Source organism: Comamonas sediminis, from assembly GCF_041107495.1.
GTDB classification, from domain to species: domain Bacteria; phylum Pseudomonadota; class Gammaproteobacteria; order Burkholderiales; family Burkholderiaceae_C; genus Comamonas; species Comamonas sediminis.
This window is the reverse complement of record NZ_JBGBDC010000003.1, coordinates 433,823-453,020: the sequence shown is the minus strand read 5'-3', so window position 1 is coordinate 453,020 and position 19,198 is coordinate 433,823. Positions and strand designations below refer to the sequence as shown.

13 protein-coding genes are annotated in these 19,198 nt (G+C 65.0%); 7 read left to right on the top strand and 6 right to left on the bottom strand.

What is annotated here, in order from left to right:
- The first annotated feature begins 185 nt into the window (after positions 1–185).
- Together AB7A72_RS09655 and gspF are read left to right on the top strand one after the other, a co-directional pair.
- A complete protein-coding gene (locus AB7A72_RS09655; RefSeq protein WP_407064967.1) occupies positions 186–779 on the top strand; it encodes a glutathione S-transferase family protein in 594 nt (197 codons plus the stop codon).
- A gap of 86 nt (positions 780–865) precedes the next feature.
- Positions 866–2,083 (top strand): type II secretion system inner membrane protein GspF, encoded by a 1,218-nt coding sequence (gene gspF, locus AB7A72_RS09650; RefSeq protein WP_312461643.1) that lies wholly within the window; start codon positions 866–868, stop codon positions 2,081–2,083.
- A gap of 49 nt (positions 2,084–2,132) precedes the next feature.
- Here gspF and AB7A72_RS09645 read toward each other — a convergent pair whose 3' ends face one another.
- Together AB7A72_RS09645 and uxuA are read right to left on the bottom strand one after the other, a co-directional pair.
- Positions 2,133–3,155: a Bug family tripartite tricarboxylate transporter substrate binding protein gene (locus tag AB7A72_RS09645; RefSeq protein ID WP_312412246.1), complete on the bottom strand. Its 1,023-nt coding sequence runs from the start codon at positions 3,153–3,155 to the stop codon at positions 2,133–2,135.
- Positions 3,156–3,178: 23 nt separating this feature from the next.
- Positions 3,179–4,255 carry a mannonate dehydratase gene (uxuA, locus tag AB7A72_RS09640; RefSeq protein ID WP_312461639.1) on the bottom strand — a complete coding sequence of 359 codons (1,077 nt, stop codon included), beginning with the start codon at positions 4,253–4,255 and terminating at the stop codon, positions 3,179–3,181.
- Between the two features lie 189 nt (positions 4,256–4,444).
- Here uxuA and AB7A72_RS09635 point away from each other — a divergent pair, with 189 nt between their 5' ends.
- Together AB7A72_RS09635 and AB7A72_RS09630 are read left to right on the top strand one after the other, a co-directional pair.
- Positions 4,445–5,179, top strand: coding sequence for a FadR/GntR family transcriptional regulator (locus AB7A72_RS09635; RefSeq protein WP_239809414.1), 735 nt, complete (start codon positions 4,445–4,447; stop codon positions 5,177–5,179).
- A gap of 203 nt (positions 5,180–5,382) precedes the next feature.
- Entirely contained in the window at positions 5,383–6,282 is a 900-nt protein-coding gene (locus tag AB7A72_RS09630; protein WP_369459769.1) for a 5'-nucleotidase, read from the top strand.
- An 87-nt stretch (positions 6,283–6,369) separates the two neighbouring features.
- Here the strand turns inward: AB7A72_RS09630 and AB7A72_RS09625 are convergent, their stop codons facing one another.
- The 4 genes from AB7A72_RS09625 to AB7A72_RS09610 form a co-directional block, all read right to left on the bottom strand.
- Positions 6,370–8,502, bottom strand: coding sequence for a TonB-dependent receptor domain-containing protein (locus tag AB7A72_RS09625; protein WP_369459768.1), 2,133 nt, complete (start codon positions 8,500–8,502; stop codon positions 6,370–6,372).
- Positions 8,503–8,667: 165 nt separating this feature from the next.
- Positions 8,668–9,129 carry a hypothetical protein gene (locus AB7A72_RS09620; protein WP_369459767.1) on the bottom strand — a complete coding sequence of 154 codons (462 nt, stop codon included), beginning with the start codon at positions 9,127–9,129 and terminating at the stop codon, positions 8,668–8,670.
- A gap of 211 nt (positions 9,130–9,340) precedes the next feature.
- Complete coding sequence (locus AB7A72_RS09615) at positions 9,341–9,820, bottom strand: cyanophycin metabolism-associated DUF1854 family protein (protein ID WP_369459766.1); 480 nt, start codon at positions 9,818–9,820, stop codon at positions 9,341–9,343.
- A 23-nt stretch (positions 9,821–9,843) separates the two neighbouring features.
- Positions 9,844–12,192 (bottom strand): cyanophycin metabolism-associated ABC transporter, encoded by a 2,349-nt coding sequence (locus AB7A72_RS09610; protein WP_313333512.1) that lies wholly within the window; start codon positions 12,190–12,192, stop codon positions 9,844–9,846.
- A gap of 223 nt (positions 12,193–12,415) precedes the next feature.
- Here AB7A72_RS09610 and AB7A72_RS09605 point away from each other — a divergent pair, with 223 nt between their 5' ends.
- From AB7A72_RS09605 to AB7A72_RS09595, 3 genes are all read left to right on the top strand, one after another.
- Positions 12,416–14,596 (top strand): cyanophycin synthetase, encoded by a 2,181-nt coding sequence (locus AB7A72_RS09605; protein ID WP_369459765.1) that lies wholly within the window; start codon positions 12,416–12,418, stop codon positions 14,594–14,596.
- A gap of 79 nt (positions 14,597–14,675) precedes the next feature.
- Entirely contained in the window at positions 14,676–17,258 is a 2,583-nt protein-coding gene (gene cphA, locus AB7A72_RS09600) for a cyanophycin synthetase (RefSeq protein ID WP_369459764.1), read from the top strand.
- Positions 17,259–17,323: 65 nt separating this feature from the next.
- Positions 17,324–17,812, top strand: a complete 489-nt coding sequence (locus AB7A72_RS09595) for a CreA family protein (RefSeq protein ID WP_312412221.1) — start codon at positions 17,324–17,326, stop codon at positions 17,810–17,812.
- Positions 17,813–19,198 lie beyond the last annotated feature (1,386 nt).

Genomic DNA, 19,198 nt, shown 5'->3' with positions numbered 1-19,198 from the left:
GCGCCCGGAGCGGAAACAGGTGCCCGGCACGGACCTGCGCCCCATGTCAGCTGCTGACAGTTTCTGTCAGCCCCCCTGTCTAACCTGCAGGGCATGGCGATCTTGCCAAGCCCTGAAAGGAACACGACATGACCCCCCACAACGCCCCGCTGCGCTTTTTCTACCACCCCTAGTCCCGCGCCCGTATCGTGCGCTGGATGCTGGAAGAGTGCGGCGCCGTCTATGAACCGGTGCGGCTGGAGTTTGGCGGCACGATGAAGGCGCCCGGCTACCTGGCGCTCAACCCCATGGGCAAGGTGCCGGCGCTGCAGCATGGCAGCACGGTGGTGAGCGAGACCGGCGCGATCCTGGCCTACCTGGCCGACCTCTACCCCGAAAAAAAGTTGGCACCGGCGCTGGACAGCCCCGAGCGCGGCAGCTACTACCGCTGGCTGTTCTTTGTCGCCGGACCGGTCGAGGCCGTGTCCACTGCCAAGGCGGAGGGCTGGCTGCAGAACCAGACCGAGCGCCAGGCGCTGTCGGCCGGCTATGGCCGGTTTGACGATGTGCTGCGCAGCCTGCAGCTGGCGGTGACCGGCAAGCGCTATGCCTGTGGCGACCACTTCACCGCGGCCGATCTGTACCTGGCCAGCTACATCGGCTGGAGCATGCAGGAAGGCACCCTGCCAAGCCTGCCCGCCTTCCAGGACTACGCGCTGCCGCTGCTGCAGCGCCCGGCTGCCCAGCGTGCCGATGCGCTCGACGGCCCCGTGCAGATGCCCGGCGCAGCCGCTGCCTGATCGGGCCGCTGCCATCGGCATGCCATGTGGATCAGGCACAATAGCCCGGGGTGGCCGTGGCGCCACCTTGTTATATCCACCAGTCCATGCCCGCTTTTTCGTACGAAGTTCTTGACGCCCAGGGCCAGACCCGCAAGGGCATGATCGAAGCCGACAGCGCCAAGGCGGCACGCAGCCTGCTGCGTGCCCAGGCCATGGTGCCGCTGGCGGTCGAGCCGCTGGGCGATGTCGACGACAGCGGTGCCAGCACGGTGCGCAGCCGGCGCGCGGTCTTCAATGCCACGAGCCTGGCAGTCTGGACGCGCCAGCTCGCCGGCCTCATCAGCTCCGGCCTGCCGCTGGAGCGCGCGCTGACCGCGCTGATCGAAGAGATCGACAGCGAGCCCCAGCGCCAGCTGGTCGCCAGCCTGCGCGCCGAGGTCAATGGCGGCTCCACTTTTGCCAAGTCGCTGGCCCTCTATCCCCGTGATTTTTCGCAGATCTACCGCGCCGTGATCGATGCGGGCGAGCACAGCGGGCACCTGGACCAGGTGCTGTCGCGGCTGGCCGACGACCTCGAAGAGCGCGACCAGCTCAAGAACAGCCTCATCGGTGCCTCGCTCTACCCGGCCATCGTCACCTGCTTTGCGTTTGTCGTGGTGATGGTGCTGATGAGCTATGTGGTGCCGCAGGTGGCGGAGGTGTTTTCCGGCACCAAGCATGCGCTGCCGCTGCTCACCCGCATCATGCTGGGCTTCAGCGACCTGATCCGCCACTGGTGGTGGCTGGGCGCGGGCCTGGTGATTGCCAGCACCGTGATGCTGCGCCTGTCGCTGCGCCAGCCGGCCTTTCGCCAGCGCTTTGATGCCGGCTGGCTGCAGCTGCCGGTCATCGGCAAGCTCTCGCGCAACTACAATGCCGCCCGTTTTGCCTCGACCCTGGCGATGCTCAGCAACGCCGGCGTGCCCATCTTGAAGGCGCTGCAGGCCGCTGCGCAAACAGTCTCCAACCAGGCCATGCGCCAGGATGCCATCGATGCGCTGGACATGGTGCGCGAGGGCGCACCGCTCGCCTCGGCACTGGCCCAGAAAAAGCGCTACCCCGCGCTGCTGTCGATGTTTGCCCGCCTGGGCGAGCAGACCGGCGAGCTGCCGCAGATGCTGCAGCGCGTGGCCAACCAGCTGGCCGGCGATGTGAAGCGCCGCGCGATGCGCCTGGCCACCATCCTGGAGCCGCTGCTGATCGTCGGCATGGGCATCATCGTCGGCATCATCGTGATGGCGGTGCTGATGCCCATCATCCAGCTCAACCAGTTTGTGCGCTAAGCAACCGGTTGGACCCCGCCTGGCCCGGCCAGACTAGCGGGGCCCAGTTTCACTCCGCGTGGATCTTGTTGGCCTTGACCACATCGCCCCAGAGCTTGTACTGCGCGCGCGTCATCGCATCGAGCTGCTCGGGCGTGCCGCCGCCCGGCTGGTCGCCGCGCTCCTGAAAGCTGCGGATCACCGCAGGCTCCTTCAGCACCGTGTTGATGGCGGCATTGAGCTTTTGCACCACCTCGGGGCGGGTGCCGGGCGGGCCGTACATGCCGATGAACGAGATGATCTCGAAATCCTTCAGGCCCACTTCGGCGGGGGTCGGCACATCGGGCAGCGATGCCACGCGGCTGCTGCTGGTCACCAGGATGGGGCGCACCTTGCCGGACTTGATGTACGGATCAAACACCGAGGTGGCATCGAACATCGCCTCGATACGGCCGGCCATCAGATCGATCACCGCCGGGCCGCTGCCCTTGTAGGGCACATGGTTCATCGCCGGGCTGCCCAGGCGCTCGCGCATCAGCTCGGTGGTCACATGCACCAGCGAGCCGGCACCGGGGGTGCCATAGTCCACACCCTTGCCGGCCTTGGCGCGCTCCTTGACGAGGGCGGCAAACTGCGCAAAGTCCTTCACCGGCGATGCAGCCGGCACCACCAGCACCAGCGGCGACTGCAGCAGAATGCCGACGGGCACAAACTTGGTCGGGTCGACAATGCCCAAGGTCGGGAAGACATGCGGGGTCACGGTCATCGAGCCGTTGCCCACCAGCATGCGGTAGCCATCGGGGGCCGAGCGCATGATGTCGGCCGAGCCCAGGTTGCCGTTGACGCCGGCCTTGTTCTCGATGACCACGCCCTGGCCCAGGTTGGCCGCGAGGCTGTTGCTGATCACACGGGCGGCAAAATCGGTCTGCCCCCCCGGCGGAAAGCCCACCATCAACGTGACCGGCTTGGTCGGATAGGCACCTTGCGCCAGCGCTGGCGCGCTGGCCCAGCCGGCACCCAGCGCCAGGCCCAGGGTCAGACCCTGGGTGATCTTGCGGCGCAGCATCGCGTGCGGTGTGGTCTTGGTCTTCATTGTTATGTCTCCTTGGTTTGAAATCAGACTGCAGCAGGCGCTGCGCTGTCTTGCTGCCCGGGTGAGAACTTGTCCACCGCTTCCCACAGGCCGTTGATGTAGACGGCGCCCAGTGCCCGGTCGTAGAGGCCATAGCCGGGCTTGCCGGTTTCGCCCCAGATCATGCGGCCGTGGTCCGGGCGCACATAGCCTTCAAAGCCCACATCGTGGTAGGCCTTGACGATGGCCGCGATATCGAGCGAGCCGCAGGTCGAGAGGTGGGCGGTCTCTTCGAAATCGCCGTCGGGCGAGACCTTGACATTGCGGATATGCGCAAAGTGGATGCGGCCACGGCCGCCAAACTCGCGCACCAGCGCCTCGACATTGTTCTGCGGGCCGGCGCCCAGCGAGCCCGAGCACAGGGTCAGGCCATTGGCGGGGCTGTCGATCAGGTCAACGATACGGGCCAGGTCGTCGCGGTTCTTCACGATGCGTGGCAGGCCAAAGATCGGGCGCGGCGGGTCATCGGGGTGGATGGCCATCTTGATGCCGCACTCCTCGGCCACCGGGATGACGGCCTGCAGAAAATAGGCCAGGTTCTGCCAGAGCTGCTCGGCATCGACCTGGCGGTAGGCCTGCAGCAGTCCTTGCAGCTCATCGCTGCGGTAGCTGCTGTCCCAGCCGGGCAGCGAGATGCCTTTTTCCGCATCGATGCTGTCGGCCATGCGGCTGTCAAAGGCCAGGCAGGTGGAGCCATCGGGCAATTGCTTGGCCAGCTCGGTGCGCGTCCAGTCAAACACCGGCATGAAGTTGTAGCACACCACCTGCACACCGGCGGCAGCCAGATGGCGCAGGGTTTGCTGGTAGTTGGCGATCAGCTGGTCGCGGCTGTCGCGGCCCAGCTTGATGTCCTCGTGCACCGGCACCGATTCCACCAGTTCAAAAGCCAGGCCGGCGTCTTCAATCTGCTGCTTGAGCGCCTCGATCTTGGCCAGCGGCCAGACGGCGCCCACCGGCTCGTCATAGATCGCCGAGACGATATGGGTGACCCCGGGGATCTGGCGGATATAGGCCAGGGACACCGGGTCCGAGCTGCCAAACCAACGAAACGACATCTTCATGGATGCACCTTTTCCTGCAATCAAAAATCTGGTTAGACCAATTCTACAAACTGGCTAGACCATTTTGATTGATGGTTTACCACTATGTCCGGTATTTGCCGCGTTGGGGCCGGACGGCGGCTTACACTGCTGCTGGCCCTTCCGGTTTTGGCGGACCGGCCGATGAACGGAATACGGAATACGCGCAAGATGCCCCACAAGCTGGTCCCTCCGGTTGACGACGACAGCCGCACCACCGGTGTCAGGTCCTACCAGGACCTCGCCAGAAAAATCCTCGAAGAAACCGCCGCAGGCAGCGCGGCAGCCGACCAGCGCCTGCCGTCGGAGCGCACCCTGGCCGACATGTTTGGCGTCAGCCGCACTGCCGTGCGCGAGGCCATCATTGCGCTGGAGGTGCAAGGCCTCGTCGAGGTGCGCCTGGGCTCGGGCATCTACCTGCAACCCCCGGGTGCCAGCGGCCCCAGCCGCCTGCCCGCCTTTGATGTGCCCACCGGCCCCGGCCCGCTGGAAACCCTGCGTGCCCGCGTGCTGGTCGAGGCCGAGATTGCCGCCGCCGCTGCCAGCGAACGGCGCGATGCCGACCTGGACCGCATGCTCGACGCCCTCGCCACCATGCGCCTGCAACTGGCCGACAAGGACGCCTACGACGCGGCCGACCGGCGTTTTCACCTCGCCATTGCCGAGGCCACCGGCAACCGCGTGCTGCAGCACATGGTGGAAGCGATGTGGGACAACGCCCGCCAGGACCCGCGCTGGGACAAGATCGAGCAGCATTTCCACTCCGAGCAGCTGCGCGAGGCCAGCCTCAAGGACCACCAGGCCATCTTCGCCGCGATTGCCGAGCGCCAGCCCGAGCAGGCGCGCCAGGCGATGCAGCAGCATCTGGGAAGGGTCATCTCCCAATTCTCCCAAGCCTGGTATTGAGAGGGACTAATACAGCCCTTGATACGCCGTTGCCTGGCCGGCCGCGCCAAGCCTTGTCGTACTTTCAGTACTGCCTGCGGCTTCACGCCTCGTCTCAACCGCCAACCTTTGGTTGGCTGGGCCGTATTAGCCCCTGGAGAAAGTACCTCTGTTGATTGGGAAGACTGCGCTATATTGGCCCCAGTTCAGCAACAAGGACGGCAATGGCTGCCACTCTCGACAACAAGCTGGTGGTCGCGATCTCGTCGCGGGCGCTGTTCAACTTTGAAGAAGAAAACCGGGTTTTCGAGCAGGACAAGGACCAGGCCTATGCCCGGCTGCAGCTGCAGCGGCTGGATATTCCGGCGCCGCCGGGGGTGGCATTCTCCTTGGTGCGCAAGCTGCTGGCCTTCAACAGCGGCACGGTGCAAAAGGTCGAGGTGGTGCTGCTGTCGCGCAATGACCCGGTGAGCGGCATGCGGGTGTTCCGCAGCTGCAAGGCCCATGGGCTGCATTCGATCCAGCGCGGGGTGTTCACCCAGGGGCGCGACCCTTTCCGCTACCTCAAGCCGCTGGGCGCGCATTTGTTCCTGTCGGCCAATGCCACCGATGTGCAGCAGGCGCTGCAGCTGGGCTTTCCAGCCGCGCGGGTGCTGACCGAATCGGCCCAGGCACAGGACAGCCACCCCGATGAAGTGCGCATTGCCTTTGACGGCGATGCCGTGCTGTTCTCCGATGAGGCTGAGCGGGTCTTCCAGGCCCAGGGGCTGGATGCGTTCCAGCGCCATGAGATCGAACATGCCACCCGGCCGCTGCCCGATGGACCCTTCAAACCGCTGCTGGCTGCGCTGCACCGGCTGCAGCAAGACACGCAAAGCCAGATGCGCATCCGCACCGCGCTGGTCACCGCCCGCAGCGCCCCCGCGCATGAGCGCGCCATCCGCACCCTGATGGACTGGAACATCGGCGTCGATGAAACCATGTTCCTCGGCGGCCTGGCCAAGGGTGAGTTCCTGCGCGAGTTCGAGCCCGATTTCTTCTTTGACGACCAGACCGGCCATGTGACCAGCGCAGCGGCCCATGTGCCGGCCGGGCATGTGAGCAGCGGCATCTCCAACCTCTGATCGGCTGCGCCCCACCCAGGCACAAAAAAGCCGCTGACTCCTGGTGGAGACAGCGGCTTTGGCGTTCAGGCTTCTACAGCCTGCTGCTTAGAACTGCTTGATAAAGCCCAGCGAGACCGCACGGCCCTGCAGCGGCGCCGCGTTCTTGATGAACGAGGTGTGCACGTAGGCCAGCTTGTTGGTCAGGTTGTCCAGCTTCAGGTAGATCTGCCATGGCGTGCCATCGCTGGAGGTCTGGTGGTAGCTCACGCGCCAGTTCAGCATGCCGTAGCCCGGGGTCTCGGTTTCATAGTCCGCCACCTTGTTCTGGCGCTTGACCAGCTGCCACTGCGCCTCGCTGCGCCAATTGGCCCATTTGCCGGCCACGCGCAAGCCGACGCGGGCAGGGGCCAGGCGCGGGATCTTGCTGCCGTCTTCGAGCTTGGCATGCACCAGGTCACCGGTGGCGCCTACCGTCCAGTTCGCATCGATGCGGTGCTGGATCTGGCCTTCCAGACCGGTGAAGGTGGCGGTCTGCTGCGCATACTGCAGCAGCTGCAGGCCGTCATGCTCATCGACGGTGCGGCCGTAGATGTAGTTGTTCACCCGGTTGCGGTAGACATTGACCGAATAGGTCGTGTCGCCCGCGGTGCGTGCAATGCCAATGTCGATATTGCCCGAGCGCTCCTTGCGCAGGTCGGGGTTGCCCAGCTCATAGGTCGAGGTGGCCATGTGCAGGCCTCTCGCATACAGCTCCTCGGCGGTGGGCAGGCGGCTGGCCGAGGTGACATGGGCGCTCAGGCGGTAACCCGGCATAAAGCGCCAGCTGCCACCCAGCGACACCGAGTTGCCCTTGTGCTTGCGCACCAGACCGTCGTCATTCGCATAAACGCTTTGCCAGTCGTGGCGCAGCGCGGCTTCCACCCCAAAATCGCCAAAGCGGCGCTCTTCGAGCAGGTAGACGCCCTGGCTTTGCGTGCGGGTCGGCTGCACATAGGCTTCTTCACCGGTGGCGCTGAAGCGGCGCTGCGCGGCCTCAAAGCCGACCAGACCGGTCCAGCCGGCAATCGGTTCATGCAGCACATCGACACGCATGTCATGCGCGCGGTTCTTGAAGCTGGTGGAAATCTCGCCGCCCTCGATCTCGTCGTGGTGGTAGCGCGTCACGCCACCGCGCAGGCGGATGGCCGAGACGCCGGCAAAGGGCTGGCGCCACTCGGAGCGCAGGTCATAGCGCTCGCTGTGCATGTCCACCACCGGCACGCCCTCTTCCTCGTGGTCGTGGTCATGGCCTTCCTCGCCATGGTCGTGGTCGTCATGGCCACCGCAGTGCAGTTGCAGGCCATGGGTGTGGCAGCCTTCAAAGCTGTGGTTGTGGCCAGGCAGGCCGTAGCGTGCCTGGGTGCGGGTGTAGGCCAGGCCCACATAGCCACTGTCGCCGATCCAGGACAGACCTACGCTACCGCCCGCATTGCGCGCACGGCTGCCGTCCACCTTGTTGCCCAGGCCCCAGCCGCTGCCCACGCGGTAGTCATCGGCATTGCGGGCCATGCCCTCCACATGCAACGCAAAAGGGCCCGAACCTGCGGTCAGCGACAGGGCCGTTGCTGCATCGTTGGCGCCCGTGCCGGCGCGCACTTCGACCTGGCCTTCATAGCCCTTCTCCGGCACCTTGGTGGGGATCTTGTTGTCCAGCACATTGACCACACCGCCAATCGCACCGGCGCCATAGATCAAGGCCGACGGGCCACGCAGCACCTCGATCTGGGTGGCCAGCATGGGCTCGCTCACCACGGCATGGTCGGGGCTGATGGTGGAGGCATCCTGGATCACTGCGCCATCGTTCAGCACCTTGACGCGCGCACCGTCCATGCCGCGAATCACCGGGCGGCTGGCACCTGCACCAAAGTGTGTGGCCTGGATGCCGGGTTCATTGGCCAGGGTCTCGCCCAGGCTGGCACCGCGCTTTTGCACCAGCTCATCGCCTTGCAGCACGCTCACCGGCGTGGTCATGTCATCGACCGTGCGGTTGGTGCCGCTGGCCGACACCGTCACCTCGGGCAAGGTGGTGGTCGCGGTGGCCGTTGCTGGCGTGCTGTCTTCAGCGTTCTGCGCCAGCGCGGCGCTGCTCAGCAGCAGGCCGATCACCGCTGCTGCCACCGGGCGCAGATCACGCGCCTGTGGCTTGAAAATTGCTGTGCGCGCCATCAGCGGCTGCGCCTGTTGTGCATGGAAACCCATGGTCTACCCCTCGAAAAGCACATGCATCCCCAGCATGTGCAGGCGCAGCCCCGCCCTGCGGGCTGAACCGGCCAGGCGCCATAACGCCCGGCAGCTGCGCGGAAAAAACAAGACAGACCGGCCTGCGCTGCCCTGCACCGTCAAAGGTAGGGGTCAACGGCCGTGTCAATGAAACAAGGAGGGAGTGAGAGAGGGAGGGCCACGCGCAAAGAACAGCGCCGGGCTTTGCCGCAGCAAGATGGCCAGCACGGTCGCTGCTGCTTCCTGCACCGCCCGCAGCAACGGCGCATGCAGCCCCTCGCAGAGCAGACCGGCGCCCAAGGCCATGTGCGAGAAGCCCTGGCAATCGGCCTCGGAGTGTTTGCCAAACAGGTCATGCACACCGTGGCCGGGGCTGACCACGCTATCGCTGCCGTCGCGCTCGCCAGCCGTGGCCGACGAGGTCGCTACAACAGCGGCTTGCAGTGCCCGGGCATAAAGGTGGTTGATGTCATGCAGCTTGCCCAGCAGCGGCATGCACAGCTGCGCAAAACACAGCCAGCACAGCAGCGCCACCGCCCAGCCACGCAGCGGCCTGGGCGCATGCGCCGAGACAGACAGGGGATGGAAGAAGCGCAGGGAGGACACGAGCGAGGCAGACGATCAAACCAAGTGGCGCACTCCCCCGAGAGCCGGGGCAGACGCACCACTATTGCAAATGAATTGCATTATGCCTGCAAATGACAGACCGACTAAAGCATGGGGGACAGGAACAACACTCCAAGGCCCCTAAAAACCAAGGCCCGGAAAACCGGGCCTGGGGTGTGGGGCGTGGGGTGTAGGGCTGTGGATAAGCCGCTTACAGAAAGCGCTCCAGCAGCTTGCGCGAGGCCTTGTCCAGCCGGGTGGTATCGGGCAGGCGGTAGTGCACGCCATCGGCCGAGGTGATCAGCAGGTTCTGGCGGCCCTGCAGCTTGCGGATGTCCTCTTCGGCCTTCAGGGTCATCTGGACCGGCCCCCGGTCGGTTTCCAAAGTCCAGATGCTCGGCACCGAGAACGTCGAGACGCTGACAATGCGCTCAATCAGCGGTTGGAACTCCCGCGCAGCCAGGTCTTCGTCGAGCAGCGCACGGGCAGCCGGGTCCACGGCCGCCATATCGGCGATCCACAGCACTTCCTTGCCGTCTTCACCGATCAAAGAGATGCCGAGCAGCGGGGCCGACAGCGGAAAGGCACGCACCGGGTTGACCTGGTGCGCTACGCCATCCTTGAAAAACACCAGGCGGCCAAAGGCGTTGCGGCTGAGCGGCAGCGAAGCGGGAGAGTGAGTCGAAGTCATGGGAAGGCTTTCCTGGCTGCAGATCAGCGGTTGTCATCGGACCCGTCCACATGGGACTTGGGCAGGGGCTGGATGTCATAGGTCACGCCCGCAGCACGCGCAGTGACCACGCCAGCGGCTTCGGCATCCTCTTCGGCCCGGCGCGCCTGCGCCATGTACAGCCGCCAGTAGGCGCCTTCCTGGGCCATCAGCGCGTCGTGCGATCCGACCTCGACAATCTCGCCGCGGTCCATCACCACCAGGCGGTCGGCCTTGCGCAGCGTCGACAGGCGGTGGGCAATCGCAATCGTCGTGCGGCCTTGCACCAGGTTGTCCAGCGCACGCTGGATTTCCTTTTCGGTCTCGGTATCGACGGCCGAGGTCGCCTCGTCCAGGATCAGGATGCGCGGGTCGATCAGCAGTGCGCGCGCAATCGAGATGCGCTGGCGTTCACCGCCGGACAGGCCCTGGCCGCGCTCGCCCACCAGCGAGTCATAGCCGTGGGGCAGGCGCAGGATGAACTCATGCGCATGGGCAGCGCGGGCAGCAGCAACAATCTCTTCACGCGTCGCATCGGGCTTGCCGTAGGCAATGTTCTCGGCAATCGTGCCGAAGAACAGGAAGGGTTCCTGCAGCACCAGGCCGATGTTGCGGCGGTAGTCGGACACCGCAATGCGGCGCACATCGACGCCATCGAGCTGGATCGAGCCATCGGTCACATCGTAGAAACGGCTGATCAGGTTGACCAGGGTACTCTTGCCCGAGCCGCTGTGGCCCACCAGGCCGATCATCTCGCCGGGGCGGATCTGCAGGTTCAGGTCCTTGATGACGGTGCGGCTGCCATAGCGGAAACCGACGTTTTCCATCGTGATGGCGCCCTGCACCTTGCCCAGCTTGACCGGGTTGACCGGGTCAGGCACGTTGCTCACATGGTCGAGGATGTCGAAGATACGCTTGGCGCCGGCGGCCGCCTTTTGCGTTACCGAGACGATGCGGCTCATCGAATCGAGGCGCGTGTAGAAGCGGCCGATGTAGGCGATGAACGCGGTCAGCACACCCACGGTGATCGAGCCGCCCGCGACCAGGTAGATACCAAAGGCCCAGACGATCAGCAGCCCCACTTCGGTCAGCAAGGTGACCGTGGGGGTGAACAGCGACCAGGTCTTGTTGACCCGGTCATTGGCTTCCAGGTTGACCTGGTTGGCGGCCGCAAAGCGGTCGGCTTCGCGCTGCTCCTGCGCAAAGGCCTTGACGACGCGGATACCGGGAATCGTATCGGCCAGGACATTGGTCACCTCGGACCAGACGCGGTCGATCTTCTCGAAACCGGTGCGCAGCTTGTCGCGCACCGTGTGGATCATCCAGGCGATGAACGGCAGCGGCACCAGGGTGACCAGCGCAAGCCAGGGGTTGATCGAGAACAGGATCGCCGAGGTCATCACGATCATCAGCACATCGGTCGCAAAGTCCAGCGCGTTGAGCGACAGAAATAGGTTGATGCGATCCGTTTCAGCGCCGATACGGGCCATCAGGTCACCGGTGCGCTTGCTGCCGTAAAAATCGAGCGAGAGTTTCAGCAGGTGGTTGTAGGTCGTCGTGCGCAGGTTGGCACCAATGCGCTCCGATACCCGCGCCAGCACAAAGGTGCGCGCCCAGCCCAGCAGCCAGGCAATCAGCGCCGAGATCAGCAGCGCGCCCAGGTAGAACCGCACCAGGCCGGCATCGATCTTCTCGCCGTTCTGGAACGGGATCAGGATCTTGTCCATCAGCGGAATCGTCAGGTACGGCGCGACCAGTTGGGCGGCCGTGGTGCACAAGGTCAATGCGAAACCCAACAACAATTGCATTTTGTAGGGTTTGGCAAAGCGCCACAGCCGCAGCAGCACCCAGCTGGATGTCGGTGCATTCTGCTGGCGGGCACAGGCCGGGCATTCCTCGCTGTCCGGGGGCAGCACGCTGCCACAGACCGGGCAGAGCGCGCGCTCGTCCTCCACCACCTGGTAGGCCTCGTTGCGCAGCAAGCGCTCACGTTGGCGCTCGAACTGCTGCATCAGGCCCAGCACTGCCGTCTGGTGGCTCAGTGTGATGCGCCACAGGCCCAAACGCCGGGTGCTGTCATGCAACTCCAGGCTGCCCACGCCTCCATGGTCGAAAAAACGCAGCGAAAGATCCGGCGCTAGTACCCACTCACTCCACTGCTGGGCAGCAGGATCAAAGGCCAGCAGGCGCTCGGAGGTCAGCACCACCTGGCCGCTGCCAAAGCGCAAATCGGAGGTCAGGTCAACGGGAGTGGCGGCAAGCACGTTTTCCAGAGTATTGAGCTTGGCTCGCAATTGGGTTCCTAGCGGACCCGCAAAGAATGCTGACGCGTCCGCGGAATGTTGATGTTGCATATGGCGTTTTTCTCTCCGCACGGGGCGGTGGCAGTGGTCCGGTGAACAACCGCATATTATTGTGGCGAACGGCGGCCTGGGCCGCCCTGCCGTCATCTGTCTTTAACGTCTGACATGGCCGATAGGCTGACAGCGATTAATCTGCCTCATTTGGGCGCACAATGCTTTCCCATCTACGGCGATTCCCCCCGGAATTGTTACTTATGTTTATCCGTTGATCGATATGGCGAAATTCAATACCATCCAACTCTTGCGCACCACGTTTTTGCGCGGCCCCAGCGTCTGGACCTACCGCCCTGTTCTGGAGGTCTGGCTGGACCTGGGAGAGTTGGAGGACTATCCCTCGAACAAGATCCCCGGGCTGAACGAACGCCTCACCACCTGGCTGCCCGACCTGATCGAGCACACCTGCGGCGTCGGTGAGCGCGGCGGCTTCATCCAGCGCCTCGAAGGCGGCACCTGGATGGGCCATGTGATGGAACACGTGATCATCGAGCTGCTGAACCTGGCGGGCATGCCGGCCGAGTTCGGCCAGACGCGCGAGATCTCCAAGCGCGGTGTCTACCGCATGGTGTTCCGCTGCCCCGAAGAGGCCGTCGCCCGCGTCGCCCTGGAACACGGCCACCAGCTGCTGATGGCCGCGATCAACGACGAGCCCTACGACATCAAGCCGGCGGTCCATGCGATCAAGACGGCAATCAACGACCGCTACCTGGGCCCCTCGACCGGCTGCATCGTCGATGCCGCCAGCGAGCGCCGCATTCCCCATATCCGCCTCAATGACGGCAACCTGGTCCAGCTCGGCTATGGCGCCGCGCAGCGCCGCATCTGGACGGCCGAGTCCGACCAGACCAGCGCGATTGCCGAGGGCATTGCCCAGGACAAGGACTTCACCAAGCGCCTGCTGGCCGCCTGCGGCGTGCCGGTGCCCGAAGGCCAGATCGTGGCCAGCCCTGAAGAAGCCTGGGAAGTGGCGCAAGAGATCGGCTTCCCCGTCACCGTCAAGCCCTCCGACGGCAACCATGCCCGTGGCGTGACGCTGGAGCTGTCGCAGGAGGCCGACATCAAGGCCGCGTTCGCACTGGCCCAGCCCGAAGGCTCCGACGTCATCGTCGAGAAGTTCATCGACGGCGTCGAACACCGCCTGCTGGTGGTGGGCGACAAGGTGGTTGCGGCCACGAAGGGCGAGACCGTCAGCGTCTACGGCAATGGCAAGTCCACGTTGCGCGAGCTGGTGGCCGTGCTCAATGAAGACCCGCGCCGTGGCCCCGAGCAGGAGTATCCGCTCGACTGGATCAATCTGGAAGCCGGTGCGGTCAGGCTCGAACTCAACCGCCAGAACGTCACGCCCGACAGCGTGATCGCCCAGGGCCAGGGTGTGCTGCTGCAACGCAATGGCAACATGGCGATCGACTGCCTCGATGACGTGCACCCCGACGTCGCCTACTACGCCGTGCTGGCGGCCAAGATCGTCGGCCTGGATATCGCCGGCATGGACATGATCCTCAAGGATGTCTCCCAGCCGATGCAGGGCCAGGGCGCCATCCTGGAAGTCAATGCCGGCCCCGGCCTGCTGATGCACCTCAAGCCCACCAGCGGCGCGCCGCGCCCGGTCGGCATGGCCATTGCAGACCACCTCTTCCCCCGCGAAGACGGTGCCGGCGCAGGCCGCATCCCCGTGGTGGGCATTGTCGGCACGCAGAACAATGCCTTCATCGCACGCCTGGTGGGCTGGTTGCTGCAGCTGTCGGGCAAGCTCACCGGTGTGGCCAGCGACGAGGGCATGTACCTGTCGAACCGCCAGACCCAGAAGACCAATACCGCCAACTGGGCAGGTGCCCACCGCCTGCTGACCAACCGCCTGGCGCAGGCTGCGGTGATCCAGACGACCGCCCGCTCCATCCTGGAAGAAGGCCTGGCCTACGACCGCTGCCTGGTCGGTGTGGTGACCGACATGCAAGGCTTTGAGAGCCTGGCGGACCATGACGTGCTCGAACCTGGCCAGATGCGCCGCGTGATGCGCACCCAGATCGATGTGGTGTTGGACGAAGGCGCCGGGGTGCTCAATGCCGACCTGCCCGAGGTGGCCGATCTGGCCGAGCTCTGCGATGGCGAAGTGGTCCTGTACTCGGCCCAGGCGGACAACGAAGCGGTGGCCGCCCACCGTGCCAACACCGAAGCCCAGCACGAAGGCGGCCGCGCCGTCGTCATCAAGGGCAACAACGTGGTACTGGCCACCGGCGCGCAAGAGCGCGTGCTGGGCACCCTCGATGCGCTGAGCCTGCCGGGCGGCAAGAAGCCCGACACCTCGGCCCTGCTTGCCGCCATCGCCACGGCCTGGGCGCTGGATATCACCCCCGATCTGATCGGTGCCGGTATCAAGACCTTCGAGTACAACGCCTGACACGCCGGACACGGCTCCCCACGACGACAAGCATGCACGGCCCGCTGATTCAGCGGGCCCTCCATCTGAAAGAAACACTATGCAGCTCTCCCGCACCCGTGCCTTGCGTGGCCCCAACCTCTGGACCCGCAGCACCGCCATCGAGACCATCGTGCGCTGTGAAGACAGCGAACAGCGCTACAGCACCATCCCCGGTTTTGAAGAAAAACTGCGTGCGCGCTTCCCCAATATCGCCCCCCTGCAGCCCCATGGCGCCGACCAGGCGCTGTCGCTGGCCCATGTGCTCGAGGTTGCCGCGCTGTCGCTGCAGGCACAGGCCGGCTGCCCGGTCACCTTCAGCCGCACCCATGTCACGACCGAGCCCGGCACCTACCAGGTCGTCGTCGAGTACACCGAAGAAGCCGTGGGCAAGCTGGCGATGGAAAAGGCTGAAGCGCTGATCCAGGCCACACTGAACGACACGCCGTTTGATGCCGACGCCGCCATTGCCGCACTGCGCGAGCTCGATGAAGACGAGCGCATCGGCCCCTCGACTGGCGCCATCGTCGATGCCGCTGTCGCCCGGGGCATTCCGTTCCGCCGCCTGACCAGCGGCTCGCTGGTGCAGCTGGGCTGGGGCTCCAAGGCCCGCCGCTTCCAGGCAGCAGAGATTGATTCGACCAGCGCGGTGGCGGAATCCATTGCGCAGGACAAGGATTTGACCAAGCGCCTGCTGCATGCCGCTGGCGTGCCTGTGCCGATGGGCCGCCCGGTGGCCGATGTCGAAGAAGCCTGGCAAGTGGCGCAGGAAGTGGGCCTGCCCGTCGTCGTCAAACCGCAGGATGGCAACCAGGGCAAGGGCGTGGTGGTCAACATCACCACCCGCGAAGGCCTGGAGGCCGCGTACAAGACCGCCAGCGAATTTGGCGACGAGATCATGGTCGAGCGCTTCCTGCCCGGCCACGACTTCCGCCTGCTGGTGGTGGGCGGCCAACTGGTCGCCGCTGCCCGCCGCGAGCCGCCCCAGGTGCTGGGTGATGGCCAGCACACCATCCGCGAGCTGGTGAACCTGGTCAACCAGGACCCGCGCCGCGGCACCGGCCACGGCACGGCGCTGACCAAGATCCGCCTGGACGACATCGCCATCGCCCGCATCGCCAGCGAAGGCATGACCCCCGACAGCGTGCCCGGCCAGGGCCAGCGCGTGGTGCTGCGCAACAATGCCAACCTGTCCACCGGCGGCAGTGCCACCGATGTGACCGATGACGTGCACCCCGAAATCGCCGCCCGTGCGATCGAAGCGGCCCAGACCATCGGCCTGCACATCTGCGGCGTGGACGTGGTCTGCGAGACCATGCTCAAGCCCCTGGAAGAGCAAAGCGGCGGCATTGTCGAAGTCAACGCCGCCCCCGGCCTGCGCATGCACCTGGCGCCCTCGTTCGGCAAGCCCCGCCATGTCGGGGTGCCGATGGTCGATGAGATGTTCAGCGCCGGCAACGACGGCCGCATCCCGCTGGTCGCCGTGACCGGCACCAATGGCAAGACCACGACCACCCGTGTCATCGCCCATCTGTTCACCTCGCACGGCTGGCGCACGGCGATGACCAACACCGATGGCGTCTACGTCAACGGCCGCCAGATCGACAGCGGCGACTGCTCGGGCCCGCGCAGCGCACGCAACGCGCTGGCCCATCCCGAGACCGATGCCGCCGTGCTCGAATGTGCACGCGGCGGCATTCTGCGCGAAGGCCTGGGTTTTGACCGCTGCCAGGTTGCCGTGGTCACCAATGTCGGCGAAGGCGACCACCTAGGCCTGAACTTCATCACCACCAAGGAAGACGTGGGTGTGTTGAAGCGCGTGATCGTGCAGAACGTGGCACCCACCGGCTACGCGGTGCTGAACGCCGCCGACCCGCTGGTCGCCGCAATGGCCCATGTCTGCCCCGGCAAGGTGATCTTCTTTGCCGCCGACCGCCACCACCCGCTGATGGCCACGCACCGCGCCCAGGGCAGCCGCGTCGTCTATGTCGATGGCGACAGCATCGTGGCCGCCGAAGGCTCCTGGCGCGAATCGATCCCGCTGCGCGAGATCCCGATCACCCGCAATGGCGCGATCACGTTCCAGGTCGAGAACGTCATGGCCTCGATCGGCGCCGCCTGGGCCGCTGGCCTGCCCTGGCAGACGATCCGCCGTGGCCTGGCAGGCTTTGTCAACGACAGCGACAACGCCCCTGGCCGCTTCAACGTGATGGACTACCGGGGTGCGACGATCATCGCTGACTACGGCCACAACCCCGATGCCATCCGCGCGCTGATCCAGGCCGTGGAAGCCATGCCCGCCAACAAGCGCAGTGTGGTCATCAGCGGCGCCGGCGACCGCCGCGACGAAGACATCCGCGTGCAGACCGAAATGCTGGGCGAGGCCTTCGACGACGTCATCCTCTACCAGGATGCCGCCCAGCGCGGCCGCGCCGACGGCGAAGTCATCGCGCTGCTGCGCCAAGGCCTGCAAGGCGCCAGCCGCACCAGCTACGTGACCGATATCCACGGCGAGTTCGTCGCCATCGACCACGCACTGGAACGCCTGCAACCCGGCGATCTGTGCCTGGTGCTGGTCGACCAGGTCGAAGAGGCGCTCGCGCATCTGCAGCGCCACGTGGCCCAAGCCGCCGCCCAGGCCTGACCGCCTCCTGCATGCACCGGCCACCGCGCCGGTGCAGCCCCCTCTCCTTTTTCGGACTGCCCTCCATGCTGACCCCTTCTTCCTGGCGCCACGCCGTCGCCGCCGCAGCCTGCCTGGCCGCCACGGCCGCCTCGGCCCAACCGGACACCATCGGCTCGGTGGACACCGTGTTCAAGTTCATCGGCCCCGACCACAAGATCGTTGTCGAGGCCTATGACGACCCGCTGGTCAAAGGCGTGACCTGCTATGTCTCGCGCGCCCGCACCGGTGGCGTCAAAGGTGCGCTGGGCTTGGCCGAGGACCGCTCCGAGGCCTCGATTGCCTGTGTGCAGGCGGGCGCGATCAGCATCGAGAAGCCTTTGAAGCAGCAGGAAGAGGTGTTCAGCGAGCGGACCTCGCTGCTGTTCAAGCGTTTGCGGGTGGTGCGGATGGTGGATGCGGCGCGCAATACTTTGGTCTATATGACGTATTCGGACAAGGTGATTGAGGGCTCCCCGCAGAACAGTGTGACGGCGGTGGCGGTGCCTGCTTCTACGGTTATTCCGGTCAAGTGATTGCTCTTCTTTAGCGCTGATCGCCGCTATGGTTGCGCTTTTTAATTTGCGTTTTTACTACTGGCGTAGGGCTGCTGGCCGGGATGTGCGCCCGGCGGCGCAGTCACTTTCATTTGGCGCCAAATGAAAGTAACCAAAGCAAAGGCGCCCCTGCTGCTTGCGACCCTTCGCGTTGCGAAGGGCAACCTGTGTCGTGGTGTTTGTGGGGTGTGCCGCGAAACTCACTACGCGCCAAGGCGCTTCGTTCGAACAGACGCGGCAAGCTAGTTCACGAAGCGCTGGCACTCTGCGGTGCCAGCGCCACCCCACAAACACCACGCCCCAGGCGCATGCAAAAGGGGGGATGCTGAAACAGCCAGCAGCCTTCAGGCCATCGCTGCGCTCGGTCTGTTTTGGGTGCCGAGCGTAGCGATGGCCCGCGTATGCTCAGTTTCCCTTCTGAATGCGCCGAGGAGCACAGGGTATGGGCGGGGCAGTTGCACCGCAGAGTGCAACTGCTTCGTGAACTGACTCACCGCGTCTGTTTGAACGGAGCGCCTTGGCGCGTAGTGAGTTTCGCGGTGCAGCCCATACCCGAGCACCACAGGTTGCCCGCAGCGAAGCGGAGGGACGCAGTCAGCAGGGCGACCTTCTTTTGGGTACTTTTCTTGGTCGCCAAGAAAAGTACCTCGCCCGCCGGGGCGAGACCCGGCCAGCCGCCCTACGCAGTAGTAAACAAAACCAATATACAAGCACAACTGCCAGCCAACCAACCCCACGCCAAAGGCCTAGCCCCAAAACACCCAAAGAAGCTATCCCGAATCCCCCCTTTTGCATGCGCCTGGGGTGTGACGTTTGCGGGGTGGCACTGGCACCGAAGAGTGCCAGTGCATCGTCAACTAGCTTGCCGCGTCTGTCCGAACGGAGCGCTTTCGGCGCGTAGTGAGTTTCGCGGCACACCCCGCAAACGCCACGACACGGGTTGCCCTTCGCAATGCGAAGGGTCGCACGCAGCAGGGGCGGCCTTCTTTTGGGTACTTTTCTTCGGCCGGCGATCCGGGGCCGCGCAAGAAAAGTACCTCGCCCGCCGGGGCGAGACCCGGCCAGCCGCCCTACGCCAGTAGTAAACAGAACCCAACAAAGCACACCGCCCAGCCCAGACCACAAAAAAAGCATCCCTTAGCTGAGGCATGACACCACCAACCAAGAGACGCCGTTATAGAAGTAACTCGCGATTACAGAAAACAGACCGCCCTCGGCCTGCTACCAGGGTAGATGCATATTCCATGCCAGTTCCAACGCGTAGCCGTCCTGCCAAAACGGGAGCTACCAGCGCTCCGCGACCGACAGCCTGCCCGCCTTGGTGCAGGGCCCCAGCCCGCCACCGGCAGACTGCCATGCTTTGGT

Bases quoted from the DNA above. Each gene is read 5' to 3' on its own strand.
- gspF (WP_312461643.1), top strand. From the start codon at position 866: ATGCCCGCTTTTTCGTACGAAGTTCTTGACGCCCAGGGCCAGACCCGC.
- AB7A72_RS09635 (WP_239809414.1), top strand. From the start codon at position 4,445: ATGCCCCACAAGCTGGTCCCTCCGGTTGACGACGACAGCCGCACCACC.
- uxuA (WP_312461639.1), bottom strand. From the start codon at position 4,255: ATGAAGATGTCGTTTCGTTGGTTTGGCAGCTCGGACCCGGTGTCCCTG.
- AB7A72_RS09615 (WP_369459766.1), bottom strand. From the start codon at position 9,820: ATGACTTCGACTCACTCTCCCGCTTCGCTGCCGCTCAGCCGCAACGCC.
- AB7A72_RS09610 (WP_313333512.1), bottom strand. From the start codon at position 12,192: ATGCAACATCAACATTCCGCGGACGCGTCAGCATTCTTTGCGGGTCCG.
- AB7A72_RS09645 (WP_312412246.1), bottom strand. From the start codon at position 3,155: ATGAAGACCAAGACCACACCGCACGCGATGCTGCGCCGCAAGATCACC.
- AB7A72_RS09630 (WP_369459769.1), top strand. From the start codon at position 5,383: ATGGCTGCCACTCTCGACAACAAGCTGGTGGTCGCGATCTCGTCGCGG.
- cphA (WP_369459764.1), top strand. From the start codon at position 14,676: ATGCAGCTCTCCCGCACCCGTGCCTTGCGTGGCCCCAACCTCTGGACC.
- AB7A72_RS09605 (WP_369459765.1), top strand. From the start codon at position 12,416: ATGGCGAAATTCAATACCATCCAACTCTTGCGCACCACGTTTTTGCGC.
- AB7A72_RS09595 (WP_312412221.1), top strand. From the start codon at position 17,324: ATGCTGACCCCTTCTTCCTGGCGCCACGCCGTCGCCGCCGCAGCCTGC.
- AB7A72_RS09625 (WP_369459768.1), bottom strand. From the start codon at position 8,502: ATGGGTTTCCATGCACAACAGGCGCAGCCGCTGATGGCGCGCACAGCA.